Here is a 26,509-nt window from a genome sequence, read left to right on the forward strand (position 1 = left end):
ACCCGGGTCAGCTGATCCCTGCGCCCGGCGCCTCGCCAGCGGTGGCCCCGGGCACCGCGGCCGGCACCGCCGTGGGCGCCCCCGCCGTCGGTGCCCACCCCAGGTAGTCCTCCAGCGCCCGCAGCACCTTGCCCAGGGCATCGCGCCAGGTGGCCCGGTGGGTGAACAGGTGCGTCTCGCCGGGGTAGTAGTGGCTCTCGACGGTCTTCCCGTGGGCAACGCAGTCGGCGACGATGAGGTCGAGCTGCTCGAAGGGGACGGCCTCGTCCCGGGTACCGTGGAAGTTGACCAGGGGGGCGCGGAGCTGTGCGACCCAGTGGCGCGGGGAGGCTTGGTGCCAGACATCGGGGCGCTGCTCGCGCGTGCCGCGGGCGCGGCCCAGGAAGTAGTCGTAGGCCGGACGGAACGCGCCCTTCGCCCATGCCATCCACCGGTCGAAGTCCCAGATGCCAGCGACGTTGATCCCCAGCGCGAACGTCTCGGGAAAGCGTGTCAGCGCCGCGAGGGTGAGCCACCCGCCGTACGACAGCCCCCAGATGCCGACCCGCTGGGGGTCGACGAAGGGCAGGGTCTTGAGCCACTCACCGGCGCGCACACAGTCCTCACACTCGACCGTGGCCAGGCCGCCCGCGTTGCCCTGCTCGAACGCCTTGCCGTAGCCGATGCCGCCCCGGTAGTTCACCAGGTACGAGACGACGCCGAGCTCGGCCAGCCACAGCGACACCGCGTAGAAGAACGCGTAGGCCTCCAGCGGCGGGAAGCCTTCGCGCATCTGCCGCATGCCGCCACCGTGCACGTAGACCAGCGCCGGATAGCGCCGGCCCGGCTCGAGCGTGCGCGGCGTCAGCAGGTAACCCGGGATCTGCCAGCCGCCCGGCCCCGGGGTGTGCACCAGACGCGGCCGCGCGAAGCGCGCGGGGTCACACCCCTCGGGCATCGCACGCACGAGGCGGCGCAGCCCGGTGCCGTCGCGGGCGACCACCCACAGCTCGGGCGCGTGCTCCACGGTGCTGTGCTTGAAGACCAGGCGGTCGCCCGCGGGGGACCACGCGGGCTCGACGCTGGTGCCATGCGCGGTCACCAGTTGACGCAGCCGGCCCGTGGCGAGGTCGACGGCGTACAGATGCCGCAGCCCCAGGTCGGCGCGATTCGACGAGAACGCGACCTCGCGGCCGTCGGGGCTGACACGCGGGTGGTCGTAGGCGTGCCCGACGTCTTCGCCGATTCCGCCGGTGAGGGCCCGCAGCGCGCCGGTGTCGGTGTCGAGCAGGTAGAGATGCCACCACCCCTCGTGCCGGAGCACGAGCACGGCTCCCCGCCCATCGGGCAGGGCCTGCGCCGCAAACGCCGCCCCCAGTCCCTCGGGCTCGTCCTCGCGATGCACGACCCGGAGCTCGCTGCGCGCGGGCAGGTCCAGCACGCACCACTCCCGCACCGTGTAGGCCACCGACGGTCGGGCGAAGAGCAACCGGTCCGGCCGCAGCCACGTGACCGGCCCTTCCAGGGTCTCGGCGCGCGACCGCCACAGCAGCTGGCCGGTCGGTGTGACGACCGCGAGATCCCACCACCCTGCGTCCTCGACGGTGACGGCCAGGGCCGAGCCGTCGGGCGCCCACACGACGGCCGGCTGGTGGTCGAGCGCCCGCACGCGCCCGGGGGTCGGCAGCTCGCGCAGGGCGGGGATCGCCTCGTCCCACACCCACAGCCGCTGGCCGGCGACGAACGCCAGCAGCCCCGTCGGCGCCCAGGCGACCTCACTGACGGGCTGGGACGGGCTGACGTAGCGCTCGCGCGGCTGCCAGCGCCGGTCGGGGTCGCGCACCGCGACGACGACGCGCCCGCCCTGCACGTAGGCCACGCGGCCGTCGCGGCCCCACGCGAACGCCACCACGGGGTCCTGGCCCTGGGAGATCTGGGTGACCTCGCCCGTGGCCACGTCCACCACCCGCAGCGTGTAGTGGCCCCCGTCGTCGTTGATGTAGCCCACGCAGGTACCGTCGGGTGCCCACGCGTGGGCCGCGGTGAACTGGATCGCCAGGACGTCGTCGAGCGTGATGGCCGGTCTGGACATGGTCGGCAGTCTCCTCACGTATGGCGGGCGGCGTACCTCGTCGAGGCCGCGCGCGACGTCGACCGGCAGTCTTCCCACGTACAGTCGGACGTGCCGGGCGAGGTGCAGGGTGGACGTGCGCCGCCGGGATCGCACGGGAAAGTTCCCCTCCCGGGGTGGGCTTCCTGCCGCCTCCGGCGGTGGACACCGATCCCTGACCAATGTCAGTGGTCGGCGCCGCGCCCTCGCCCCTAGAATGCTGCCCGATATGCCGCTCACCGACCGCTGGCTGGCCCTGGGCCTGTGGGTGGTGCTGTCGGCGGCCGGGATCGCGGCCGCCCGCATCGACTTCTTCCCACCCGCCGGCGCCCGCGAGGCGCAGGTGGCCGATGCGGCGTTCCGCCTGCTGATGCGTCTGGCCGCGCCCGTCTTCGCCCTGGTCGTGACCGTGCTGGTCGTGGCGCTCGCGCGCCGGCGCGGGCACGGCGATCCGCCGCCCGACGCCGTCGTCGGCCCCGAGCACCCTGCCGTGCCACGGGCATGGTTCGGGCTGACCGCGGCCCTGGCGGCCTACGTCATCTACAACCCGGGCCTGGTCGGCATCCACGAGATGCGCGGCGACCCGCAGGCCGACGTGGTGGTCCGGGTGGACGCCACGAGCTGGTACTGGGAGGTGACCTACCCCGAATCGGGCGTCCGCAGCCGCGAGGTGGTGCTGCCCGCAGGCCGCCGGGTGCGCGTCGAGATCACCTCGCGTGACGTGCTCCACAGCTTCTGGATCCCGGCGTTTCGCACCAAGGTGGACGCGGTCCCGGGCCTCCGAACGGTGTTGCTGGTCACACCCACCACCGTTGCGACCTCTGAGACGCACCACGCGTACCGCCTGCAGTGCGCCGAACTGTGCGGCACCGGCCACGATACGATGCGCGCGACGGTCCGCGTCGTCGACGAGGCGACCTTCCGGCGCTGGCTGCAGGAGCAGCGGCGCACGGCGCGCCCCGGGAGGCCGTAGCGATGCGGTTCGTGCTGCGGGGTCTGACATGGGGTGCGCTCGGCTACCTGGGTGGCGGGCCGGGGCTGGCGGCGCTGGTCCGGTGGCTGGGCGGGCCGGCCTGGCGCCTGGAGACCGTCCTCACCGTCGGCTACCCGTTCGCCCTGGCGGGCTGGCTGGCGGGGATCGGGCTGTGGGACGCGTGGGCCCGGGGGTGGTTTGGCCTGGCCGTGCGTCCGGTGCACGCGCCGGGGTGGCGCCGCTACTTCACCTTCTGCACCGACCACAAGGTGATCGGGCTCCAGTACCTGGTGACCTTCGTAGGCCTGTTCCTCCTGGCCGGAGCCATGGCCCTGCTGATGCGGGTGGAACTCGCCTGGCCGGGCCGCAGCGTCGTCGGCCCGGCGGCCTTCAACCAGATCATGAGCCTCCACGGGATCGTGATGATCGCCGTGGCGGTGGCGGTGGTGCTGGGCGGGCTGGGCAACTACCTGGTGCCGCTCATGATCGGGGCGCCCGACATGGCCTTCCCCCGGGTGAACGCCCTGAGCTACTGGCTGGTCCCGCCGGTGGCGCTGCTGCTGCTGGGGGCGCAGCTGGTGGGCGGGTTCAACACCGGATGGACCGCCTACCCCCCGCTGTCGGAGATCAACCCGGCGGGCCAGGCGCTGTTCATCCTGGCGGTGGTCACCTTCGGGCTGTCGTCGATTCTGGGCGGCATCAACTTCGTCGTGACCATCGCGCGCCTGCGCGCGCCGGGCATGACGTGGGGGCGCCTGCCCATCTTCGTCTGGTCGGTCTTCGCGGCGTCCCTGCTCTCGTTCACGTTCACCCAGTACCTGGCGGCCGCGCTGCTCATGGTGCTGCTCGACCGCCAGGTCGGCATGGCCTTCTTCCACTTCGCACGGCAGGGCACGCCGCTGCTCTATCAGCATGTGTTCTGGTTCTACTCGCACCCGGCGGTCTACATCATGATCCTGCCGGCGTTCGGCGTGGCGCTGGAGGTGATCGCGCACTCCGCGCGCACGCCGCTGTACGCGTACCGGTGGGCCGTGGGCGGGTTCCTGGGCATCGTGGGCCTGAGCCCGCTGGTGTGGGCGCACCACATGTTCACCAGCGGCATGCGCGAGGGGCTCCACGCGCCGTTCCTGGTCACCACCGAGGCGATCTCGGTACCCACGGGCCTGGTCTTCCTCTCGGCGCTGGGCACCCTGTGGCGCGGCCGGCTGTGGCTGCGCACGCCCATGCTGTTCGCCGGCGTGGGGTTCCTGTGGAACTTCCTCATCGGCGGGCTCACGGGCATCTTCAACGCCGACGTGGCCACCGACCTCCACCTGCACGACACCTACTTCGTCGTCAGCCACTTCCACTACACCATCGTCGGCGGCGAGATCTTCGCGCTGTTCGCCGCGTTGTACTACTGGTTCCCGAAGCTGACCGGCCGCATGTACCACGAACGCCTGGGGCGGCTGCACTTCTGGTGGATCTTCCTGGCGTACAACGCGACGTTCCTGCCCATGTTCTGGCTGGGGTTGCACGGCATGAACCGCCGCATCGGTGACTACCCGCCCGCGCTGGCCGGGGTGAACCTGTTCGTGAGCGTGGCGGCCTTCCTGCTGGGCGCCGGGGTGCTGGCGGCCGTGGCCAGTCTGGGCCAGGCATGGGTACGCGGGCAACGTGCGGCGGCCAACCCCTGGCAGGCGACGACCCTGGAGTGGCAGGTGCCCTCGCCGCCGCCCGAGCACAACTTCCCGGCGCCGCCCCAGGTGGTCGGGCCACCCTATCCTTACGGGCAGCCTGGCCTGCGCCACGCCGTCATGCCGGCGGCCGGAGGGGATCGATGACGGGCCCGCCGCAGGAGGCAGCCCTGGCCCGCGCGCTGCGCCGGGGGTGGGGCGTGTTCGTGGCCCTGGGCGTCTTGGCGGTCGTCGAGTGGTACGCGGCCGTCGCCCGCGTGCCGGGGCTGCTGTGGTACCTGATCGTGGTCCAGGTGGTGGAGGCAGGCTTGATCGCGCACTACTTCATGCACGTGGCCCAGTTGTGGCGCCGCCCGGAGGAGCCCGGCGGCCCCTGACGGGACATCCCGGAGGAGACGATGGCGAGCCTCGCGCCGCACGCACCCCCGCACACAGACCTGGCCAGCGGGCGGCTGGGTCTGTGGCTGTTCATCGCCTCGGAGGCCCTGCTGTTCTCCGCCTTCATCGCCGCGCGCTTCGCCATGGTGGGGCTGACCCGTCCGGCGGAGCTCAACCAGGCGTTGGGGCTCGCCATCACCACCGTGCTGCTGGCCTCCAGCCTGACGGCATACCGCGCCGAGAGCGCCATCGCCCACGGCGACCGGGCCCGGTTCCTGCGCAACGTGCTGGCCACGCTGGGGCTGGCGGGCGCGTTCCTCGCGGGCGTGGTCGTCGAGTGGCGTGAGGGGTTCCACGCCTTCCCGCCGTCGACACGGTTTGGCACCGCGTTCTTCTCGCTCACCGGCCTCCACGCGCTGCACGTGCTGAGCGGCGCGGTGCTGCTGGCGTTCGTCTACGCCCACGGTCGGCGCGGCCGCTACGGTCCGCAGGACTACTGGCCGGTGGAGGGCGTGGTGAAGTACTGGCACTTCGTGGACGTGGCCTGGGTCTTCATCTACCCGACGCTCTACCTGGTGAGTCCCTGAGGGGTGCTGGGCAGCCGCGGGTGTGGGCGACGCGGCTCTGAGCGTCCCGACGCGCCCCGCGCTCCCGGGGCGTTCGTCTTCACCATGTCGTGACCACGCTGGTGGTGCGCCGCGCCGTGCGCTCCCAGGGCGTGCCGCGGGACCGCTGAGGGCCGCGCGCGGTGCCGGGCGCCGCCAGGAGGAGCGCGCCTGCCCGGGGCGAATGCCGCCCGCTGTGGACCCGTCCACTCAGCGGCCCCATGCATGGCGCCTGCTGCGCTTCCTGCTCGAGGAGGTCAGCGCGCTCGTCGGCCGTCCGGTGCTGGTGGTCGACCGCACCGGCCGGTTCGCGTGCACGTCTGGCGGGCACCCGTGCACCTGCCCGCTGGACGGGGCTGCCACGTGTCCGGTGGCGCGGAGGGTGAGCGCCCGCAGGTTGCAGGATGGGCCCTGCATCGTGCGCTACCGCGGGGTGCCCCACGTCGTGGTCGCCACAGGCACCGGCGACGTCCCGGGGCCCCTGGTCGTGGTCGACGGCTGGGCACCGTGCGGCCGGGCCGGCGTGCCGCGCGCGGTGCCGCTGCGCCGGATGCGGCGCGGGGCACGCCTGGCCGCCGCGTTGGTCGGCTGGGCGCACGGGAAGGGAACGTGGCGCGACGCGGTGGGGTGTGAGCCGCCGCCATCTCAGGGACCGCCCTCTCGCCCGTGGACGGGAGACGGACCGCCGTCGGCGGTGCGCCGGTACGGCCGGCGCGGCGACGGCGGCAGCGCCCTTGTCCACCAGTGGCTCACCCCGCAGGGGATCGCGCGGTTGCGCGACGCCTATCGGCTGACCTGGCGCGAGATCGACATCCTGCTGCGTTACTACCTGGTGCCTCCGTCCCCCGGCGAGGAGGCGTCCACGCGCCGCGCGCTGGCCCGGCAACTCGGTCTGACCGACGGGACCCTGCGCGCCTACGTCAACGGGATCCGCGCGAAGCTCGGGCTGCGCGCCCGCCGCGGGGCGCTCGCGTACTGGGCGTGGGCGCGGGCCGAGGGGATGCTCCGGGAACGGGATCTGTAGGCGAGAACGCCCCATCGCACGTGGTGTGGCCGCTGGCCGTCGAAGCGCCCCCCCGCGAGCGCCGTTACCGCTCCGGCGTTACAGCCGTGGATCGAGGGCGTCGCGCAGCCCGTCGCCCAGGAAGTTGAAGCCCAGCACCGTGAGCATGATGGCCAAGCCGGGGAAGGTCGAGATGTGCGGGGCGGTCCGCAGGAACCCGCGGCCCTCGTTGAGCATCGTGCCCCACGACGGCGTCGGCGGCTGCACGCCCAGCCCCAGGAACGACAGGGCCGCCTCGGCGATGATGGCCGTGGCCATCCCGACGGTGGCCAGCACGATGATCGGCGCCAGCGTGTTGGGCAGGATGTGCCGGATCAGGATGCGCCCGTCGCCCACGCCGACCGCCCGGGCGGCGTGCACGAAGTCCAGCTCGCGCAGCACCAGCACCTGCCCGCGCACCACCCGCGCGTAGGTCGTCCACGCCACCAGGCCCAGCGCGATCATCACGTTCACCAGGCTGGGTCCCAGCACGGCGATGATGCCGATGGCCAGGACGATCACCGGGAACGCCAGGAACACGTCGACCGTACGCATGAGCACGCTGTCGACCCACCCGCCGTAGTAGCCCGCCGCCAGGCCCACGAGGGTGCCCAGCGTGGCCGCGATGCCCACGGCCACCAGCCCCACCTGGAGCGAGATGCGCGTCCCGTAGATCAGGCGCGCCAGGATGTCACGGCCGACCGCGTCGGTGCCCAGCAGATGCCCGCCGACGCCCGGGGGCGCCGCCGGGTGGGCGTAGTCGATCGCCAGCGGGTCGGTCGGCGCGAGCAGGGGCGCGAAGATCGCCAGCAGGACGATGCCGGCGATGATGCCCATCCCCAGCATCGCCAGCCGGTGACGGCGCAGCCGACGCCAGGCCGCCGCCCAGGAACTCTCGTGGCGGGCGGCACCGGCGGTGGCCCGTCCGGCCGCTTCGGCGCGCAACGGGGATGCGCTGTCACCCATGCCGCGACGTCGCGGCCGGCTCGCAGCGGCCGGCGCCCTCACTGATAACGGATCCGCGGGTCGATGACCGCATAGAGCACGTCGACCGCCAGGTTGGCGCAGATGCGCACCACGGCGATCATGAGCACCACGCCCTGCACGACGGGAAAGTCCCGCTGGAAGATCGAGCGGATCGCCAGCCGCCCGATGCCCGGCCAGGCGAAGATCGTCTCGGTGATCACCGCCCCGCCGAGCAACGCGCCGAACTCGAGGCCGACGACCGTCACCACGGGGATCAGCGCGTTGCGCAGGGCGTGGCGCAGCACCACCCGCGGGCCGGGGAGGCCCTTGGCCCGCGCCGTCCGGATGTAGTCCTGGCCGATCACCTCGAGCATGGCGCTGCGGGTGAGCCGCGTGATCACCGCCGCCAGCGCCGAGCCCAGCGTGACTGCCGGTAGGACCAGGTGCGCGGCGGCCGTGGCCAGCGCCGACGGGTCGCCCGTGGTCACCAGGGTGACCAGGCCACCGACGAGCGACTCCGGGCGCCCCGACGCCGGCAACCACCCCAGCCGCAGCGCGAACAGGAAGATCAGCATGACGCCCAACCAGAAGTTGGGCATGGAGATGCCCAGCAGCGCCGCGACGGTGCCGGCCGTGTCGACCACGGTGTACTTGCGGATCGCCGAGACCACCCCGGCGGGGATCGCAATGGCCAGGGCGACCGCGATGGCCGCCAGCGTCAGCTCGATGGTGGCCGGGAGACGCTCGCGGATCAGGCGGCTCACCGGCTCGTCGGATGCGAGGGAGAGCCCCAGGTCGCCGGTGACCACGCGCCGCAGGAACTTCAGGTACTGCACCGGGATGGGCTGATCGAGCCCCAGCACCTGCCGCAGGCGGACGATCTCGTCGGGGGTGGCCTGCTCGACCCCGATCATGATGACGATCGGATCGCCGGGGACCAGCCGGATGATCGTGAAGATCACGACCGAGATCCCAAACAGCAGCGGGACCATGGCCAAAAGGCGCCGCGCGATGTAGCGACCCACTAGCGTGTCCTTGCGGTCGCCGGCCGGAGCACGGCCCGCGTGGACGATCCAGACGACGTCACCGCGGTGGGTGGCGGACGGGCGGGCGCGGACGCTGTCGCAGTGCCCGCGCCCGCCCGGTCACGGATCCTACGGCCGCGCCGTCTTGACGTCGATCCCGTAGGGCGTCTTCAACACGATCCAGCCGCTCACGTGCGGCTTGAACCCCACGACCGCCTTCCGGGTGGCGTAGGTGCGCTTCTCGTGGAAGAGGAAGACCATGGGCGCGTCCTGGACGATCAGCCGCTGCGCCTCGCGGTAGATGCGCACCCGCTCGGCCTGGTTGGTGATCGTGCGGCCCCGGTCCAGCAGCTCGTCGACGCGGGGGTTGCGGTACTTGGTGAAGTTGAAACCGCCGATCGCCGACGTGTGGAAGGGGCTGTAGAGCAGCGAGTCGGGCTCGGGGTTGGTGGTCCAGCCCACGCGCAGCGTGTCGTACTCGGCGCGCAGCAGGCGCTGGAGCAGCGTCGGGAAGTCGACCACGGTGACCTTCACGGTGATGTTGAGCGGCCGCAACATGTCGATCAGCAGCGGCGCCTCCCGGCGCAGCTCCTCGCTCTCGGAGATCAGGTAGTTCATCTCGAAGCCGCCGGCCAGGCCCGCCTCGGCCAGGAGCTGCCGGGCGCGGGTCGGGTTGTACGGGTGGCCGCGGAAGCGCTCGTCGTAGGCCCACGACGTCGGCGGGAGCGGGCCCTCGGCCAGGACCGCGCGCTCCTGCCAGACGACGTCGACGAGCTTCTTCTTGTCGATGGCCATGGCGATGGCCTGCCGGACGCGCACGTCGTCGTAGGGCTTGACCGACGTGTTGAAGGCGATCAGCCGGTAGTTGGTGCCGATCACCTCGTGCAGGTCGACCAGCAGGCTCACCCGCAGGCGCCGGAGGTCGGGCGCGGGGACGCCGGCGATCAGGTCGACCCCGCCCGCCTCCAGCTCGGCCAGGCGCACGCTGCCCTCGGGGATGAAGCGGAACTGCACCCGGTCCATCGCAGGCCGTCCGCCGTAGTAGTCGGGGTTGGCCTCCAGCACGATCCGCTCCTCGGGCACCCATTCCACCCACTTGAACGGCCCCGTGCCCACCGGCCGCCGGGCGAAGTCGCGGCCCAACCGCGTGTGCGCTGCCTTCGGCACGATGTAGGCCGACGTGGCGAGGTTGGTGAGGATTGGGACGAACGGCGCCCGGGTGGTGATGCGCACCGTGTGGCGGTCGACCACGTCGACGGCGGCGATCTGCGACAGGGCACCCCGCTGCGGCGACCGCGTGGCGGGATCAAGGATGCGATCGATGGCGTACTTCACGTCGTCGGCGGTGAACTCGCTCCCGTCGTGGAACTTCACCCCCTGGCGGAGCGCGAAGGTCCACGTGCGGCCGTCGGGCGAGGTGGTCCACGACACGGCCAGCGCAGGGCGCGGGACGCCCTGGGTGTCCAGCATCACCAGGCCCTCCAGCACGTGGGAGTACACCTGGTGGGAGTAGAGGTCGGTCGACAGGCCCGGGTCCATCGTCGTGGGCTGCGCTTCCATGCCCACCCGCAGCAGGCCCGCGGGCGCGGGCGCAGGGGTGGCCGGGGCCAGCAGCGCCAGGACCATGCCGGTCGCGACGAACAGGGCGGGCCATCGGTTCATCGGTGCTCACCTCCGGGTTCGCAGGCCGTCCACTTGGCGACCATGCGGAGGTTCGCGTCGCAATCCGCCGGGTCCTGTCGGCGGGAGCGTGGCGCGGTGCGTCCCCGCGCAGCGGACGCTGTCGGGCGCGCGTCGTATGGGCATGGCGCCCCGCCGGCGCTATACTGTCCGCCAGGAGTCGCCGCATCGTGCCCAGCGAGCCTGCGTCTGCTCGGCAGCCGTCCGTCCGTATCCGGCCCCTGCGCGCCGGTGACGTGGAGACGTGCGCGCGCATCGTCGCCGGCGACCCGCTGTGGCAGCGCTACGGCCTGACGCTGCGCCGCGCGCGCCGCGCCCTCCGTCGGGTGCTGACCGCGCGTCGTCGCGGGGGCGCCGCCACCCTGGCAGCAGGCGAGGTGGCGGTGGCCACCCTCGGCGGGGCGCCGGTGGGGTTCGTCTGGTTCCGGCGCGAGGGCACGTTCCACCACAGCGGCTACGTGCGCTGGCTGGCCGTGGCGTCTGCAGCCCGCGGGCGGGGCGTGGGGAGGGCGCTGCTGCGCCATGCCGAGGAGCGCATCTTCCGCCACGGGCCCAACGTCTTCCTCACGGTCTCGGCCTTCAACCGGCGCGCGCGGGCGTTCTACCGGCGGCTGGGCTACGTCCGGGTGGGCGCGCTGGTCGACTACGTGATGCCTGGCGTCACCGAGGTGCTGCTGCGCAAGACCCGCGGGCCGCTCCAGCCGTCGCGGCTGCACTCCCAGGCGCGCGCCATGCCGCGCCCGCGCCGCGGCCGGCGGTCGCGCGCGCGCAGTCCCGGTCCGGGCGCCGTGCCGGCCCGGGGCGGATGAAGGGCCGGGCAGGGGACGATCAGTCCGTGGTGGGTACTGCCGCCGTGCTGTGCCTGTACTGGAATAGCGGGGTACCCGGGACCGGGCGGGGTCGACCAGTCCGTGGCGGTTCCCCTCGGCCGGCATCCCGCGGATGCGGGCGCGGGGGCAGGCTCGACGACCGCGTACCAGATGACAGTGCACCCAAAGGAGGGACACGCTGTGCGCATGCGCTGGTGGGTGGGGCTCGTGGTGGTGGCGCTGGTCGCGCCGGCTCTGCCGGTGCGGGCAGCGCCGGGCGGGACGACGCTGACCATTGGCGTCGACCAGGAGGTGGTGGGGCTCGACCCCAACCTGGTGACGGCGTTCTCGTCGTTCCGGCGCCTGGACTTCCTGTACAACAAGCTGGTGCGGTACAACGACCGGCTGGAGATCGAGCCCGACCTGGCCGAGTCGTGGGAGTTCCCCGACTCCCGGACGGCCGTCTTCCGGCTGCGGCGCGGAGTGCGGTTCCACAGCGGCGCCGAGATGACCGCCGAGGACGTGAAGTTCACCCTGGAGCGGGTGCTGGATCCGGCCACGCGCTCGCCGGGCCGCTCGTTCATCGACGTGATCACCGACGTGGAGGCCGTCGACCGCTACACGGTGCGCATCAAGATGCGCTTCCCGCTGGCCTCGCTGCTCTCGGGCCTGGCCTCGGGCAACCTGGCGATCGTCGAGAAGGCGGCGGTTCAGCGGGCCGGCAACCTCCAGCGCACGGTGGCCGGCACCGGCCCGTACATGCTGGCCGAGTGGGTGCCCGACAACTTCATGCGGCTGGTGCGCAACCCCCACTACTTCCGCCGCGGTCTGCCCCGGATCGACACCATCGTGATCCGCGTCATCCCCGACCAGGCCTCGCTGCTGGCCGGGGTGCGCACCCGGGCCCTGGACATGGCCACCATCAACCAGGGACCGGTGATCGTCCAGGCCCGACGGGAGCCCGGGCTGGTGGTGCTGCAGAAGCCCGGGATCAACCTGCGCATCTTCTCGTTCAACACCACCCGGCCGCCGTTCACCGACGCCCGGGTGCGCTACGCGCTGTCGTGGGCGATCGACCGCCAGGCCATCGTGAACACCGCCGAGTTCGGGTTCGCGCAGATCTCGGGCCCCATCCCGGCCTCAACGCCGTGGGCGACGCCCGCCAGCCGGTTGCCCTCCTACCAGCGCGACGTGGAGCGCGCCCGGCGCCTGCTGGCCGAAGCCGGCGTGGGCGGGGGCTTCGCCACGCGCATCGTGACCTCGCCGACCTACGAAGGCGGCATCGCCGTGGCCCAGGTGATCCAGGAGCAGCTGCGCGCCGTGGGCGTCACCGCCACGCTGGAGACCGTCGAGTGGGGCACCTACATCAACCGCTGGGTGCAGCGCGACTTCGACACCATGGTCGAGCTGCGCGGGGGCGATCCCGACCCCGACCGGTTCCTCTACCGCACGTTCCACAGCACCGGCGCCGTCAACAACTTCCTGTTCAAGGACGCGGCCATCGACCGGCTCCTGGAGCGCGGCCGCGTGAACCTCGACCCCGACGCCCGCCGGCCGATCTACGCGCAGCTGGAGCGGGCGCTGGTGGAAGCGGCACCGGCGCTGTTCCTGTACACGCCCATGGAGACCCAGGTGCTGCAGGGCTACGTGAAGGGGTTCCGGATCGTCGGGAACGGGTCGCTCTACTACCTGGAGGGCGCGACGCTCGAGCGCTAGCCCGCGCGGAGGGTGCACCGCCATGAGCCGACGTACATCTCCGCCACGGCCGTGAATGCGCGCAGCGCGTCCCCACCCGGAGGGTGCACCGCCATGAGCCGGTCTCCATCGCACCACCACGACGGCCCCCGAGGCTCGTAGCGCTGCGGAGACGGGCGGGGGCGGCCTGCAGGCCGCCCCCGCCCCGGACCGCCGCGTCCCCGGCCCGTGCAGCGGTACCTGGCCACCAGGCTGCTCGCCCTGATCCCCGTGCTGCTGGGGATCCTCGTCGTCGTCTTCCTGCTGATCCGCCTGATCCCCGGCGATGCCGTGCAGCTCTTCCTGGGCACCCAGGTCGAGATGACCCCCGAGCAGATGGCGGAGCTGCGGCGCTTCTTCGGCGTGGACAAGCCCCTGTGGGCGCAGTTCGTCGACTACCTGGGCCGGGTGCTGCGGGGCGACTTCGGGGTGTCGCTGCGCACCGCGCGGCCGGTGCTGCCCGATGTCCTGGCGCGGCTGCCGCTGTCGTTCCAGCTGGCGACGCTGGCCCTGGTGGTGGCCGTGGCGCTGGCCGTGCCGCTGGGGATCGCCTCGGCGGTGATGCGCAACTCGGCCCTCGACGTCATGGTGCGCGTCGGCGGGCTGCTGGGGCTCTCGATGCCCAACTTCTGGCTGGGCGCCATGCTGATCCTCCTGTTCTCCCGCTACCTGCACGTCTCGCTGGGGCAGTACACGCCGATCACCGTCAACCCCCTGGCCACGCTGCAGAGCCTCTACCTGCCCGCGCTGGCGCTGGGGGCGGCGATCGCGGCGATCCTCATGCGCTACGTGCGCTCGTCGCTGCTGGAGGTGCTGGGGCAGGATTACGTGCGCACCGCGCGCGGCAAGGGCCTGCGCGAGCAGGTGGTGCTCCTGCGCCACGCGCTGCCCAACGCCCTGATCCCGGTGATCACCGTGGCGGGCTTCCAGATGGGCTACCTGCTGGGCGGCACGGTGGTCATTGAGGAGATCTTCGCCCTGCCCGGCATGGGGCGGCTCGTGCTGCAGGCCATCTTCCAGCGCGACTACCCGGTGGTGCAGGGTGTGGTGCTGGTGATCGCGTTCCTGTTCGTGCTCACCAACCTGGTCGTGGATCTCCTCTACGCGTGGATCGACCCGCGCATCCGCTACCAGTGAAGCGTCCCGGCCCGGCAGCGGTACGGCACGCCGGCCCCGGGCAGCCGGGCAGCGCCCCGGCGCCGGGGGCCAGGCGCGTGCGGCCGCAGGCGCCGGCCGAAGAGCCGCGCCTGCAGGTCGGCTGGCGCTGGTGGGCGCGGCGCTTCTGGCGCACACGCGTGGCGCCGCTGGGCCTGGCCATCGTGCTGGCGGCCGTGGGCGTGGCGGTGGCAGCGCCCTGGCTTGCGCCCCACGACGTGCGCGCCATGCACCCCGAAGACAGCCTCCAGCCGCCCGGGCCGCGCTACTGGTTTGGCACCGACGAGTTCGGCCGCGACGTCTTCAGCCGGGTGCTGGTGGGTTCGCGGATCTCGCTGGTGGTGGCGTTCCTCTCGGTGCTGACGGCGCTGGCCCTGGGCACGACGCTCGGCCTGGCCGCGGGCTACTACGGCGGGCGGTGGGACGTGATCGCCATGCGCGCCATGGACGTCCTGTTCGCGTTCCCGGCGATCCTGCTGGCCATCGCCATCATGGCCGTGCTGGGGGTGAGCGTGGTCAACCTGGTGCTGGCCATCGGCATCGTCTACACGCCCCAGTTCGCGCGGGTGGCCCGGGCGGCGGCGCTCACCGTGCGCGGCCTGGAGTTCGTGGATGCCGCGCGCGCGCTGGGCCTGCACCACCTGCGCATCCTCTGGCGCCACGTGCTGCCCAACGTGCTGCCGCCGGTGATCGTGCAGGTCTCGCTGAGCCTGTCGCTGGCGATCCTCTCGGAGTCGGCCCTGTCGTTCCTCGGCCTGGGCACGCAACCGCCGACGCCCTCGTGGGGGAACATGCTGAGCGAGGGCCGGCAGTTCCTGGAGCTCGCGCCGTGGAATGCGGTCTTCCCCGGGCTGGCGATCATGCTGGTCGTGCTGGGGTTCAACCTGCTCGGCGACGGGCTGCGCGACCTGCTCGACCCGAGGCTGCGATGACGGTGCCGTCTGGGGGACGGGCCGACCGCGGTGAGGCCGCCGGTGGCGGTGCGTCTGCTGCCGGACGCGGAGCCCCGATGACGCGCCCCCCGGCGCTGCGCGCCGCACGGGCCCGCCGGACGGAGGTCGCGGCGAGGGTGCGCGCGGCGGTGCGCGCGGCGATCACGGAGGGGCTGGCGCGCGGCGTCTTCCCGGGCGCGGTGGTGGCGGTACGGCAGGAGGGGCGCTGGCTCGTGCACGCGGCGTTCGGGTGGGCGCAGGTCGTCCCGCGGCCGCGGCCGATGACCGTCGACGCGGTCTTCGACCTGGCGAGCCTCACCAAACCCCTGGCCACGACGGCCGTGGCCCTGCACCTGTGGAGCCGCGGGCTGCTGGACCTCGACGCGCCGGTGGGCGCCTACCTGCCGGCATTCGGGCACGGGCAGCACGCGGCGGTGCGGGTCCGCCACCTGCTCGCGCACACCGGTGGCCTGCCGGCCTGGGAGCCGCTGTACCTGCCCGCTGCCCGGCCGCCCGATGGGTCCCGTGCCCCAGGGGCCCGCGCGCGCGGGTGCCGGACCGTCGCGCAGGCGGTGCGCCGTATCGCCGCCACGCCGCGCATCGCGCCCCCGGGTACCCGCGTCGAGTACAGCGACCTCGGGTTCATCGTCCTCGGTTACCTGCTGGAGCAGCTGGCCGGCGCGCCGCTGCACGTGCTGGTCCGCCGCATCGTCGGCCGGCCCCTGGGGATGCGCACGCTCCGCTATCGTCCCCCAGTGTCGTGGCCGTGCGTGGCCACCGAGGCGGGCAACGCCTACGAGCGTCAGCGCGCCGCAGCGCAGGGGCTGGGCGCGCGGTTCTCCTGGCGAACCCACGTGCTGCGCGGGGAGGTCCACGACGGCAACGCCTGGTACGTCGGCCGCGGGATCGCGGGCCACGCCGGCCTGTTCGGCACCGCCGCCGACGTGGCCGCGCTGGGCCAAGCCTGGCTCGACGGTGGCGCTGCCAGGGGCGCACGGCTGCTGCCCACTGATGTCGTGCGCGAGGCCCTCTGCGATCAGACCGGGGGCCTGCAGCCCGGGCGGCGCGGGCTCGGGTGGGCCCTGGCCGGATGGCCGTTCGTGGGGCGGCGCGCCTCCCCCAGCGCGTTCGGGCATACGGGATTCACGGGCACCTCAGTGCTGGTCGATCCCGCGCGGGCGCTCGTCGTGGTCTTGCTGACCAACCGCGTGCACCCGTCGGCGGCACACGACGCGATCGTCGGGTTCCGCCCGGCGTTCCACGACGCGGTGCTCGAGGCGTGCGATGGCTGAGACCGTCGTTGGCATCGACGGGGGTGCCACCAAGACCCGCGCCGTGGTCCTGGTGGACGGCGCCATACGGGGCGCAGCGACCGTGCGGTCGGCCAGCGCCTACCACCGCGAGCCCGACGAGGCGGCGGCGGTGGTGGCCGAGGCGGCGCGCGCTGCGCTGGCTGCGGCCGGGCTGTCGGCGCCCGCGGACGCGCTGGGCGCGGGCCTGGCTGGCGCCGACGATGCGGAGGTGGCGCGGCGGCTGCAGGGTGCGCTGGCAGCTGCCGGCCTGGCACGCGTCGTCGCCATCGACCACGACGCGGCGGCGGCGCTGGCCGGCGGTCTGGCCCTCCAGCCGGGGATCGTCATCGTGGCCGGCACCGGCTCGATCGCGTTCGGGATCGACGCCACAGGCCGCCGGGTCCGTGCCGGGGGCTGGGGACCGCTGCTCGACGACGAGGGCAGCGGGTACGCGGTGGGCCGTGCGACGCTGCGGGCGGCCATGCGCGCATTCGACGGCCGCGGCCCGGCCACCGCGCTGGCCGAGGCGGTGCGTGCGCGCTTCCGCCTGACATCGCTCGCGTCGTTGAAGATCCCCGCCCGCACCCTGAGCGTGGACGAGGTCGCGGCCCTGGCACCGCTGGCCGTCGAGGCCGCGCGTGGGGGCGACGCGGTGGCGACCGCGATCCTGGCCGCCGCCGGGGAGGCGCTGGCGGCGATGGTGGCCGCTGTGGCCAGACAGCTGGGATGGGAGCGGACGCCGTTCGCGCTGGTGGCGGTCGGCGGCATGTTCGAGGCCGGGGACCTGCTGCGCGCGCCGCTGCTGCGGGCGCTGGCGGGCGCAGGCTGTACACCGCGCCTGCAGCCGGCGCGGTTCCCGCCCGAGGTGGGCGCCGCGCTGCTGGCCGCGCGGACCGCGGGCCTGGAGGTCCAGCGCCTGCTGGCGGCGCTGGCCACGCACGTGCCGGAATGAACGGCCGCTCACGCTTGCGACACCACCCGGGCGCGCGCCGCGCTGCAGCCGGGGCATCTGCCCATCGCCCGCCGACCGAGCAACGCCTGCCCGCCTCGCGGCACCTCGACCGCCTGACCGTGACCGAGATCCTGCGGCTGATCAACCGCGAGGATCGGCGCGTGCCCGTCGCGGTCGGGGCAGAGATCCCGCGCATCGCGCGCGCGGTGCGCGCGGTGGTGCGGGCGCTCGCTGCGGGGGGCCGGGTGGTCTATGTGGGCGCGGGCACCAGCGGCCGCATCGGCCTGCTCGACGCGCTGGAGTGGCCGCCGACGTTCGGTGTGGCGCCAGACCGCATCCGTGCGGTGGTCGCGGGTGGGGCGCGGGCGACCATCGGTTCGGCGGCGCCCGCGGAGGACGACCGCGCCGGTGGTGCCGCGGCGATCCGGAGGCTCCGCGTGGGCCGTCGCGACGTGGTGGTGGGGCTCGCCGCCAGCGGCACCACGCCGTTCGTCCTGGGCGCGGTGGCGGAGGCCCGCCGCCGGGGGGCCGTGGTGGTGGGCGTTACCAGCGTGCCCGGCTCCCCGCTCGCCCGCGCGGCGCACATCGCCATTACCCCGCGCACCGGCCCCGAAGTGCTCACGGGCTCGACGCGCATGAAGGCGGGTACCGCGCAGAAACTCGTCCTGAACATGCTCAGCACCGCGGCCATGGTCCGCCTGGGCAAGGTCTACTCGAACCTCATGGTGGACCTGGTCCCGGCGAACCGGAAGCTGTGGGCGCGGGCCGTGCGCATCGTCGCCGAGGCCACCGGGCGCGACGCGCGCGCCGCCGCGCGGCTGCTGCGCGCGGCGGGCGGGCGGCCCAAGGTGGCGATCGTGATGGCGCTGGCGCAGTGCAGCCGGGCCGAGGCGCAGCGGCGGCTGGCGCGGGCCGGCGGGCACGTGCGGCGGGCGATCGCCCCCGCGCGGCGCGCGACGGTGCGCTGAGGACACCGGATGCGCGCGATCGCCGACCTGGCTGCGAAGGACCCCCGGGTGGTGGTCGGGCTGATCTCAGGGACCTCTGCCGATGGGATCGATGCGGCCCTGGTAGAGATCCACGGCAGCGGCCTGGAGGCGCGGCTGCGGCTGCTGGCGGGCCTGACGCACCCGCTACCTCCGGCCGACCGCGAGGAGCTGTTCCGCCTGTTCGAGCCGGCCACCGGCACCGTCGATCGGCTCTGCCGGTTCAACTTCCGGCTGGGCGAGCTGTTCGCCGAGGCGGCGCTGGCCGTGATCGCCGCCGCGGGGCGCCGCCCCGACCAGGTGGACCTGATCGGCTCCCACGGGCAGACCGTCTGGCACGTGCCCGCCCCAGACGGCGCCACGCTGCAGATCGGCGAGCCGGCCGTGATCGCCGAGCGGACCGGGCTCCCGGTGGTCGCCGACTTCCGCGTGGCGGACGTGGCCGCCGGCGGCCACGGCGCGCCGCTCGTCCCGTACTTCGACCTGGTCGTCTTCCGCCACCCCACGCGGACCCGGGCCGTGCAGAACATCGGCGGCATCGGCAACGTCACCTACCTGCCCGCCGGCGCCGATCCGACGGCCGGAGGAGTGCGCGGGGTGCTAGCGTTCGACACCGGCCCGGGCAACATGGTCATCGACGAGGTCGTGCGCGTGCTCACCGGTGGTGCGCAGACGTTCGACCGTGACGGCGCCATGGCCGCCGCGGGCCGCGTCGACGAGGCGTGGCTGGCGGCCCTGCTCGACGATCCGTACCTGCGCCAGCCGCCGCCGAAGTCGACGGGGCGCGAGGTCTACGGCCGGCCGTTTGCGGCGCGCCTGCTCGCCGAGGCCCGGCGGCGGGGCCTGGAGCCCGCCGACGTCGTGGCCACGGTCTCGGCCTTCACCGCCGACAGCATCGTGCGTGCCTACCGCGACTTCCTGGTCCCGCGGGCGGGCCTGGACGAGGTGGTGCTCTGCGGTGGCGGCGCGTACAATGCGTTCCTGCGGCAGCGCATCGCGGCCGGCCTGGGCGTGCCGGTGCGGACCTGCGACGAGTTCGGGGTCGACGCCAAGCTCAAAGAAGCGATGGCCTTCGCCCTGCTCGCTGCCGAGGCGGTGGCGGGGCGACCGACGAACGTGCCCGCCGCGACCGGCGCCGCCGGCCCGCGCGTGCTGGGCAAGTTCGTGCCAGGACCGGCAGCAGGCCGGCCCGGGGTAGTATCGTGGGCAGAGGCAACCGATGTTTCGCGACGCGTTGAGACGTGAACTGCGCGAGGCCGTGGCCCGCGCTGCGGCCACGGGCGCGCTGCCGGCCGTCGAGCCGCTTCCCGAGCTCGAGGTGGAGGTGCCGCGCGACCGCCGCCACGGCGACTACGCGACCAATGCCGCGCTGGTCCTGGCCAGGCACACCGGCCGGCCGCCCCGCGAGGTGGCCGAGCGCCTGCTGACGGCCTGGGCCCCACCGCCGGAGCGGATCGCGAAGGCGGAGGTGGCCGGGCCGGGCTTCATCAACCTCACCCTGGCCTGGCCATGGCGGCGCCAGCTCGTGGCCGCCATCCTGGCAGACGGCGAGGCGTACGGCGCGCAGCCCCTCGGGGTGCGTCCCGACGGGTCGCGGGTGCGCGTGAACGTCGAGTTCGTCAGCGCCAACCCCACGGGGCCGCTGCACGTCGGCACGGGCCGCAACGCGGTGGTGGGCGACGTCGTGGCCAACCTGTTGACGGCGCTGGGCTTCGAGGTCACGCGCGAGTACTACATCAACGACGCGGGTCAGCAGGTCGTCAACCTGGCGCGTTCGGTCGAGGCGCACTACTTCGCGCAGTTTGGCCGCGCCAGACCGTTCCCCGAGGACGGCTACCGGGGCGCGTACGTGGTCGACCTCGCCCGGCAGATCGCCGAGGCCGACGGGCCGGTCTGGCTGGAGCGGCCCGAGTCCGAGCGCCTGGAGCACTTCCGGCAGGTGGCGGTGGAGGCGATCGTGGCCGAGATCCGCGACGTCCTGGCGCGGTTTGGGGTGCGCGTGGACGTGTGGTTCAGCGAGCGGACCCTGGTCGCGTCGGGCGCCGTCGACCGCGTGCTCGAACGGCTGCGCGCGGGCGGGTGGGTGTACGAGGCCGACGACAAGGTGTGGTTCCGCGCCACCAGTTTCGGCGACGAGAAGGACCGCGTGCTGTGGCGGCCCGACGGGGGCTGGACGTACTTCGCCACGGACCTGGCCTACCACCTGGACAAGCTCGCCCGGGGCTTCGACCTGCTCATCGACGTGTGGGGGATCGACCACATCGGCGACGTGGCGCGGGTGCGGGGCGGGTTGCAGGCGCTGGGCGTGCCCCCCGAGCGGCTGGAGGTGCTCATCCACCAGCACGTCCGGCTGAAGAACGAGGGCGAGGTGCTGCGCATGTCCAAGCGCAGCGGCGAGTTCGTCACGCTGCGCGACCTGATCGACGCCGTGGGCGCCGATGCGGCCCGCTACTTCTACGCCATGACGTCGTACACGGTACCCATGGACTTCGACGTGGCGCTGGCCGTGCGCCACTCGCAGGACAACCCGGTCTACTACGTGCAGTACGCCCACGCGCGGATCGCCGGCATCCTCCGTGAGGCGGCCGCCCAGGCCCGGCAGCCGGCCGCGCTGGCCAACCCGCACGCCGCGCTGGCCCCCCTGGAGCACGAGCGCGAGGCCGCCCTGATCCATACCCTCGCCGAGTTCCCCGAGGTGGTGCGCGTCGCGGGCCTGCGGCGGGAACCGCACCGGCTGTGCGCGTACGCCCGCGAGGTGGCCGAGGCGTTCCACCTGTTCTACACCCACTGCCGCGTGCTCGGCGAGCACGCGGAACTGACCGCAGCCCGCCTGGCTCTGGTGGAGGCCACACGCACGGTGCTGCGGCGGGTGCTGGGGTTACTGGGCGTGACGGCCCCCGACCGGATGTAGGGCCAGGGGGCGCCCCAGGCCACCACCGGATGAAGGGCCGCGGCATGCCAGTCCCCGGCCGCATGGAAGGCCGAGGGACGTGCCAGCCCCAACCGCAGGGAGGGCTGCGGGGTTGCGCCGGGGTTCACGTCCATGTTACAAATAGCGTGTACGAGTACGTACGACACGGCTGGCGCATCCCGCCCGCTGGCGATCCTCCCGGCCCTGCGTGTCCGGGCCGTGTCCCAGGCGATGTGAGACCCATAGTGACTGCGAGGCCAGCGCATAACCGAGCCACAGGCTGCCAGCGCAGATCGAGGAGGCGTGCGTTCCCATGACCACGACAACGCGGGTGCTCGCGGCGCTGGCAGTGCTGGCGCTGCTGGCCGCGCCGGCCGGCGCCCAGATCTTCACCGACATGCGCGACCACCCGGCCCGCCGGGCAGCAGAGCGGCTGGCCGCCAAGGGCATCGTGACGCGCCTGCCCGACGGTCGGCTGGCGCCCGACGAGCCGCTGACGCGGCTGGACGTGGCGGTACTGTTGGCCCGGACGATCGGCCTGCCCGCCAGCGGGGTACGGGTACCCGACTTCCGCGACCTCGACCAGATTCCGCCCGCCGATCGGCAGGCGGTGGCCGCGGCCGTCAGCCTGGGGACGGTGTCGGCCCGGCGCGTGGAGCTGCGCAAGGGCAGCGTCACCTACACGTTCACCGTGAACAAGGTCTCCTACGCGCCCGATGAACCGGTCGAGATGACCTTCACCATCGCCAACGACGGTCCCGGCCGCGAGACCGTGATCACCGCGCTCGACCGCGGCCGCCTGCGCGTCCGGCTGAGCGAGGGCCTGCGGGCGGGCTACGAGGGCCAGCTGTACGTCGAGACGCGGACCCCGCAGGGGACCGCGCGCGAGGTGGTGGGCCGCGTGCGCGTGGTCGAGGTGCGGGGCGACGGTGCGGTGCTCGAGGTGGTGGAACCCGGGAAGGTCGAGCCCAAAGCCGGCCTGCGGGTCTTCTTCGTGCAGGACGTGTGGTTCGAGTACGCCACGTCGCAGTTCCACGACTTCATCGTGCGGGACGTCGAGGGCAACGAGATCGCCCGCTGGTCCCTCAACCGGCCCTTCCAGCCCGTCGACCGGCCGTGGCCGCTGGCGGCCGGGGCCCGGTACGTGGAGGTCACCCGCTGGCGCCAGCTCGACCAGAACGACCAGCCGGTGCGGCCCGGGCGCTACGAGCTGGTGGCGGTGCACACCACCAAGGAGAACCCAACGCAGCTGGTCATCGGCTTCCAGCGCGGGGTGATCACGGCGTTCCCCGACGACACCTTCCGCCCGCGCCAGCCCGTCACCCGCGCCGAGCTCGCCACCTACGTGGTGCGGGCCATGGGCCTGGCAGGCGAGGCGGTGCGGCGGGCCAGCGATCCCTTGCGTGTACCCGACGCGGGCGACGTGCCGGCCGAACACCGTGGCAGCGTCGTGGTGGCCCTGGAGCGCCGGCTGCTGGCCCCGGCCAGCGACGGCGCGTTCCGGCCCGGGCGTCCCGCGACCCGCGGCGATGCCGTGCTGGCCCTGAACGCCCTCATGGAGGCGCTGGGGCGCTACGACTACACCACCGCCACCCTGCGCGAGATCCGCGGCGGCCCGCCGCCCATCGTGGTGGTCGAGGACGCCAACAAGCAGATCCGCTCGCACCGCGTGGCGGTACTGAGCGCCATCTACCGCAACGACCAGCCCGTGGTGCTGCTCCAGTTGCGGCCTGGCGACCAGGTGAAGATGCTCAAGCCGACCGACGCCGGCGAGGTGATGTACATCGAGGCCACGGGACGGTGAGGGCGATGCTCTTCTTCCTCGACACGGCCAACCTGGACGAGATCCGCACCGCCGCCGGGTGGGGCATCCTCGACGGCGTGACCACCAACCCGACCCTGGTGGCCCGGGAGGGGCGCGAGCATCGGGCGCAGATCGAGGAGATCTGTCGGATTGTGAGCGGGCCCGTGAGCGTCGAGACCACGGTCGCCGACGCCGAGGGGATGATCCGCGAGGGCGAGGAGTTCGCCACGTGGGCGCCCAACGTGGTCGTCAAGGTGCCGGTCACGCCGGCCGGCCTGGTGGCGCTGCGTGCGCTGCGCGCCCGCGGCATCCCGGTCAACGTGACGCTGGTCTTCTCCGTGAACCAGGCGCTGCTGGCGGCCAAGGCCGGCGCCACCTACGTGAGCCCCTTCGTGGGCCGCCTGGACGACATCGGGCACGACGGCATGCAGGTCGTGCGCGACGCCGTGGCGATCTTCCGCACGTACCGGTTCGAGACCAAGGTGCTGGCTGCCAGCCTGCGCCATCCCATGCACGTGGTGGAGGCCGCCCGCGCGGGTGCCGATGTGGCCACCATGCCCTTCAAGGTCATGGAGCAGCTGTTCCGGCACGCCCTGACCGACGCGGGGCTGGAGCGGTTCCTGGCGGACGCCCGCCGCCTGCGCGCGGAGCTGGAGGCCCGCCGCACCCCAGTCTGACGGGCGGGGAGGGGGCCGGTGTCGGGGCCGTGCCGGCAGATGTGGCCGCCGGCCGGGGAGGGAAACGTGGAATACCCGCCCCGGTCGTCGGGTATAGAACAAACGACGGGAGCGTGACATCCCCGTGGCCATTGCAGAGCTTGAGGCCAAGACCCTGGCGGAACTCCAGGACCTGGCCAAGGAACTGAACATCCCCAACTACCGGCGTTTCCGGAAGCAGGAGCTGATCATGCGCGTGCTGCAGGCACAGACCGCCGCCCAGGGCCTGGAGATTCGGGCCGGCATCCTGGAGATCATGCCCGAAGGGTACGGGTTCCTGCGCACGAGCGGCTACCTGCCGGGCAGCGAGGACATCTACGTCTCGCCGTCGCAGATCAAGCGCTTCGGGCTCCGGGTGGGCGACGAGGTGCTGGGGCAGGTCCGGCCGCCCAAGGACAACGAGAAGTACTACGCGCTGCTGCGGGTGGAGGCGGTCAACGGCCTCGACCCCGAGCAGGCCCGCACGCGTCCGTCCTTCGAGCAGCTGACCCCGGTCTTCCCCCACGAGCGCATCCGGCTGGAGACCCCCGATGGCGACCTGACGGTGCGCGTGGTCGACCTCTTCGCGCCCATCGGGAAGGGGCAGCGCGGCATGATCGTCTCGCCCCCGAAGGCCGGCAAGACCACGCTCCTCAAGAAGATCGGGCAGGCCATCGTCCAGAACCACCCCGAGATCTACCTGATCGTGCTGCTGCTCGACGAGCGGCCCGAGGAGGTCACCGACATGCGGCGCTCGGTCGAGGCCGAGGTGATCGCCTCGACGTTCGACAAGGCGCCCGAGGAGCACATCCAGGTGGCCGACCTGGTGCTGGACCGGGCCAAGCGCCTGGTGGAGGGCGGCCGCGACGTCGTGATCCTGCTCGACAGCCTGACCCGGTTCTCGCGAGCCAACAACCTGGTCATCCCGCCGTCGGGACGCACCCTGTCGGGCGGACTGGACCCTGCGGCCCTGCACCGGCCCAAGCGCTTCTTCGGCGCCGCCCGCAAGATCGAGGAGGGTGGCTCGCTCACCATCATCGCCACGGCGCTGGTCGACACGGGCAGCCGCATGGACGACGTGATCTACGAGGAGTTCAAGGGCACGGGGAACATGGAGCTCCACCTGAACCGCAAGCTGCAGGAGCGGCGCACCTTCCCGGCCATCGACATCAAGATGTCGGGCACCCGGCGAGAGGAGTTGCTCCTGACCGAGGAGGAGCTGCGGAAGGTGTGGGTGCTGCGCAAGAGCCTCGAGCAGCTCGACACCGTGGCGATGACCGAGCTGATCCTCGACCGCCTGCGCAAGACGCCCAACAACGCGGCGTTCCTGCGGTCGATCGTCAAGAGCAGTGAGGAGAACACCAATTGACCATATCCCCTCCCCCTGGGGGAGGAGTAGGGCTGCTCCGGTCCCCAGCAGGAGATCTGGCCGCTGCGGCGAATACGTCCGCGTCGCCTGCAGCCACTGACGATGCGCCGACGTAATCGCGATCGCGCACTTCCGGAGTAACGTGCGGACAGGCGCGCAGCCCGCGCGCGCCACGTAGGCAGCACAGCAACTCAGGCACGTTTCGGCCGGCGCCGGACCGGCACTTCTCGGCGTAGGGGAGCGGTGGTGCGACACGCACTGGCACCGTTCGTGGCAGCTTCCATACTGCTCCTGGTGGCGCCGGCCATCGGGCCGGGCGCATCGGCATCGCGCGAGACACCCACGGCCAGGACGCGCTCGACTCCGGGCGCGGACCGTGGGGGAGTGCCCCAGGCCGAGCGCGCGCTCGTACAGGTCCTGCGCGCGGCACCGGGCGTAGACGCGGTCCGCCGCCTGCGCGCACAGGCCGCGCAGCCGACTGCCCCGATGAGGACAGCGGCCGCGGGGGGCGTGCCCGCGGGCGGGGCTGCGCCCGGCGCAGCACCGGTCCGCCGGCCTGTGCGCACCGTGGCCGCGCGCGGCGACGTCCCCGTGCGCGCGCATCGGCTGCGCAGCGGCGAGAGCCTGTGGACGGTTGCCAGACGGTATGGCGTGACGGTTGAGGCGCTGGCCGCTGCCAACGGCCTGCGGGTGGATGCCGTGCTCCAGGTGGGGCAGACGCTGGTCGTCCCCGGCGGTGCCGGGGCGACCGCTGCGCCGGCGCGCGCCCGGGGGGGCGCGCGATCTCCTGCGGCGCGGGGACAGGGCTTCACCTACGTGGTCCAGCCCGGTGACACGCTCTGGAACATCGCCTTCCGCTACGGGACCACTGTGGAAACCCTCCTGAACCTGAACGGGCTGGACGACCCTGACCGCCTGCAGCCGGGACAGCGGCTGACGATCAGCGGTCGGCCGCCCCAGGGTGCGCGGGGCGGGTCCGCCTCGCGCGTGGCAGACGTGCCCGCGGTACGCATTGGGCTACGGCTGCTCTGGCCGGCCCGGGGGGTCATCACCTCGCGCTTTGGCTGGCGCCGGTACCGCTACCACCACAACGGCATCGACCTGGCTGCGCCCGCCGGCACGCCGATCTACGCGGCCAGCGACGGCGTGGTGGAGTTTGCCGGCTGGAAGGGCGGCTACGGGCGCGTGGTCTATCTGCGGCATCCCAACGGGGTCACCACGGTGTACGCCCACGCCAGCGCCCTGCTGGTGCGGACGGGTCAGCGGGTGGCGCGGGGGCAGGTCATCGCCCGCGTGGGGTGCACCGGCGCCTGCACCGGTCCCCACCTCCACTTCGAAGTGCACGTGGGCGGCCAGCCCGTGAACCCGGTGCGCTACCTCCAGTAGGCGGGCCGGGACAGTCGCCCGGGAGGCGGGGCTCGGCCAGCAGTCGCCCG

22 protein-coding genes are annotated in these 26,509 nt (G+C 73.1%); 18 read left to right on the forward strand and 4 right to left on the reverse strand.

Annotation, left to right across the window (positions count from 1 at the left end):
• Nucleotides 1-7: 7 nt before the first annotated feature.
• The gene (locus tag QN157_08580; protein ID MDR7555648.1) at nucleotides 8-2,071 is read right to left on the reverse strand and encodes a prolyl oligopeptidase family serine peptidase; all 2,064 of its coding nucleotides are present in this window, start codon (nucleotides 2,069-2,071) and stop codon (nucleotides 8-10) included.
• A 247-nt stretch (nucleotides 2,072-2,318) separates the two neighbouring features.
• Between QN157_08580 and QN157_08585 the strand changes: the two genes are divergently transcribed.
• The 5 genes from QN157_08585 (at nucleotide 2,319) to QN157_08605 (ending at nucleotide 6,745) form a co-directional block, all read left to right on the forward strand.
• The gene (locus QN157_08585; GenBank protein ID MDR7555649.1) at nucleotides 2,319-3,062 is read left to right on the forward strand and encodes a cytochrome c oxidase subunit II; all 744 of its coding nucleotides are present in this window, start codon (nucleotides 2,319-2,321) and stop codon (nucleotides 3,060-3,062) included.
• Between the two features lie 2 nt (nucleotides 3,063-3,064).
• On the forward strand, nucleotides 3,065-4,885 hold the full coding sequence (locus QN157_08590; protein ID MDR7555650.1) for a cbb3-type cytochrome c oxidase subunit I: 1,821 nt from the start codon (nucleotides 3,065-3,067) through the stop codon (nucleotides 4,883-4,885).
• On the forward strand, nucleotides 4,882-5,115 hold the full coding sequence (locus tag QN157_08595; protein MDR7555651.1) for a cytochrome C oxidase subunit IV family protein: 234 nt from the start codon (nucleotides 4,882-4,884) through the stop codon (nucleotides 5,113-5,115). The genes QN157_08590 and QN157_08595 overlap by 4 nt, the downstream gene beginning before the upstream one ends.
• Before the next feature lie 21 nt (nucleotides 5,116-5,136).
• Nucleotides 5,137-5,703 carry a cytochrome c oxidase subunit 3 gene (locus QN157_08600; GenBank protein ID MDR7555652.1) on the forward strand — a complete coding sequence of 189 codons (567 nt, stop codon included), beginning with the start codon at nucleotides 5,137-5,139 and terminating at the stop codon, nucleotides 5,701-5,703.
• 214 nt (nucleotides 5,704-5,917) lie between these two features.
• Entirely contained in the window at nucleotides 5,918-6,745 is an 828-nt protein-coding gene (locus QN157_08605) for a hypothetical protein (protein MDR7555653.1), read from the forward strand.
• 78 nt (nucleotides 6,746-6,823) lie between these two features.
• On the opposite strand, the gene QN157_08610 is transcribed toward QN157_08605, so the two are convergent.
• From QN157_08610 to QN157_08620, 3 genes are all read right to left on the reverse strand, one after another.
• Nucleotides 6,824-7,729, reverse strand: a complete 906-nt coding sequence (locus QN157_08610; GenBank protein MDR7555654.1) for an ABC transporter permease — start codon at nucleotides 7,727-7,729, stop codon at nucleotides 6,824-6,826.
• 38 nt (nucleotides 7,730-7,767) lie between these two features.
• Nucleotides 7,768-8,754 (reverse strand): ABC transporter permease, encoded by a 987-nt coding sequence (locus tag QN157_08615; GenBank protein MDR7555655.1) that lies wholly within the window; start codon nucleotides 8,752-8,754, stop codon nucleotides 7,768-7,770.
• 129 nt (nucleotides 8,755-8,883) lie between these two features.
• A complete protein-coding gene (locus tag QN157_08620) occupies nucleotides 8,884-10,416 on the reverse strand; it encodes an ABC transporter substrate-binding protein (protein MDR7555656.1) in 1,533 nt (510 codons plus the stop codon).
• Nucleotides 10,417-10,604: 188 nt separating this feature from the next.
• On the opposite strand from QN157_08620, the gene QN157_08625 reads away from it, so the two are divergent.
• The 13 genes from QN157_08625 to QN157_08685 all read left to right on the forward strand — a co-directional run bounded on the left by QN157_08625 (nucleotide 10,605) and on the right by QN157_08685 (nucleotide 26,459).
• A complete protein-coding gene (locus tag QN157_08625; protein MDR7555657.1) occupies nucleotides 10,605-11,243 on the forward strand; it encodes a GNAT family N-acetyltransferase in 639 nt (212 codons plus the stop codon).
• Nucleotides 11,244-11,450: 207 nt separating this feature from the next.
• Nucleotides 11,451-12,959 (forward strand): ABC transporter substrate-binding protein, encoded by a 1,509-nt coding sequence (locus QN157_08630; GenBank protein ID MDR7555658.1) that lies wholly within the window; start codon nucleotides 11,451-11,453, stop codon nucleotides 12,957-12,959.
• 207 nt (nucleotides 12,960-13,166) lie between these two features.
• Nucleotides 13,167-14,114 (forward strand): ABC transporter permease, encoded by a 948-nt coding sequence (locus QN157_08635; protein MDR7555659.1) that lies wholly within the window; start codon nucleotides 13,167-13,169, stop codon nucleotides 14,112-14,114.
• A gap of 77 nt (nucleotides 14,115-14,191) precedes the next feature.
• On the forward strand, nucleotides 14,192-15,064 hold the full coding sequence (locus tag QN157_08640) for an ABC transporter permease (protein MDR7555660.1): 873 nt from the start codon (nucleotides 14,192-14,194) through the stop codon (nucleotides 15,062-15,064).
• A 77-nt stretch (nucleotides 15,065-15,141) separates the two neighbouring features.
• Nucleotides 15,142-16,356, forward strand: a complete 1,215-nt coding sequence (locus tag QN157_08645; protein MDR7555661.1) for a serine hydrolase domain-containing protein — start codon at nucleotides 15,142-15,144, stop codon at nucleotides 16,354-16,356.
• Nucleotides 16,349-17,308 carry a BadF/BadG/BcrA/BcrD ATPase family protein gene (locus tag QN157_08650; GenBank protein ID MDR7555662.1) on the forward strand — a complete coding sequence of 320 codons (960 nt, stop codon included), beginning with the start codon at nucleotides 16,349-16,351 and terminating at the stop codon, nucleotides 17,306-17,308. The genes QN157_08645 and QN157_08650 overlap by 8 nt, the downstream gene beginning before the upstream one ends.
• Before the next feature lie 14 nt (nucleotides 17,309-17,322).
• Nucleotides 17,323-18,276 carry an N-acetylmuramic acid 6-phosphate etherase gene (gene murQ / locus QN157_08655; protein MDR7555663.1) on the forward strand — a complete coding sequence of 318 codons (954 nt, stop codon included), beginning with the start codon at nucleotides 17,323-17,325 and terminating at the stop codon, nucleotides 18,274-18,276.
• 9 nt (nucleotides 18,277-18,285) lie between these two features.
• Complete coding sequence (locus QN157_08660) at nucleotides 18,286-19,539, forward strand: anhydro-N-acetylmuramic acid kinase (GenBank protein MDR7555664.1); 1,254 nt, start codon at nucleotides 18,286-18,288, stop codon at nucleotides 19,537-19,539.
• Nucleotides 19,514-21,205 (forward strand): arginine--tRNA ligase, encoded by a 1,692-nt coding sequence (gene argS / locus QN157_08665; GenBank protein MDR7555665.1) that lies wholly within the window; start codon nucleotides 19,514-19,516, stop codon nucleotides 21,203-21,205. The genes QN157_08660 and argS overlap by 26 nt, the downstream gene beginning before the upstream one ends.
• A gap of 313 nt (nucleotides 21,206-21,518) precedes the next feature.
• Nucleotides 21,519-23,009: an S-layer homology domain-containing protein gene (locus QN157_08670; GenBank protein ID MDR7555666.1), complete on the forward strand. Its 1,491-nt coding sequence runs from the start codon at nucleotides 21,519-21,521 to the stop codon at nucleotides 23,007-23,009.
• Between the two features lie 5 nt (nucleotides 23,010-23,014).
• Nucleotides 23,015-23,686 carry a fructose-6-phosphate aldolase gene (gene fsa / locus QN157_08675; protein ID MDR7555667.1) on the forward strand — a complete coding sequence of 224 codons (672 nt, stop codon included), beginning with the start codon at nucleotides 23,015-23,017 and terminating at the stop codon, nucleotides 23,684-23,686.
• Between the two features lie 124 nt (nucleotides 23,687-23,810).
• Complete coding sequence (rho, locus tag QN157_08680; GenBank protein MDR7555668.1) at nucleotides 23,811-25,073, forward strand: transcription termination factor Rho; 1,263 nt, start codon at nucleotides 23,811-23,813, stop codon at nucleotides 25,071-25,073.
• Between the two features lie 486 nt (nucleotides 25,074-25,559).
• A complete protein-coding gene (locus QN157_08685; protein ID MDR7555669.1) occupies nucleotides 25,560-26,459 on the forward strand; it encodes a M23 family metallopeptidase in 900 nt (299 codons plus the stop codon).
• Nucleotides 26,460-26,509: the final 50 nt, after the last annotated feature.

This window comes from Armatimonadota bacterium, assembly GCA_031459855.1.
In the GTDB taxonomy this organism is placed as follows: Bacteria; Sysuimicrobiota; Sysuimicrobiia; order Sysuimicrobiales; family Humicultoraceae; genus Fervidifonticultor; species Fervidifonticultor primus.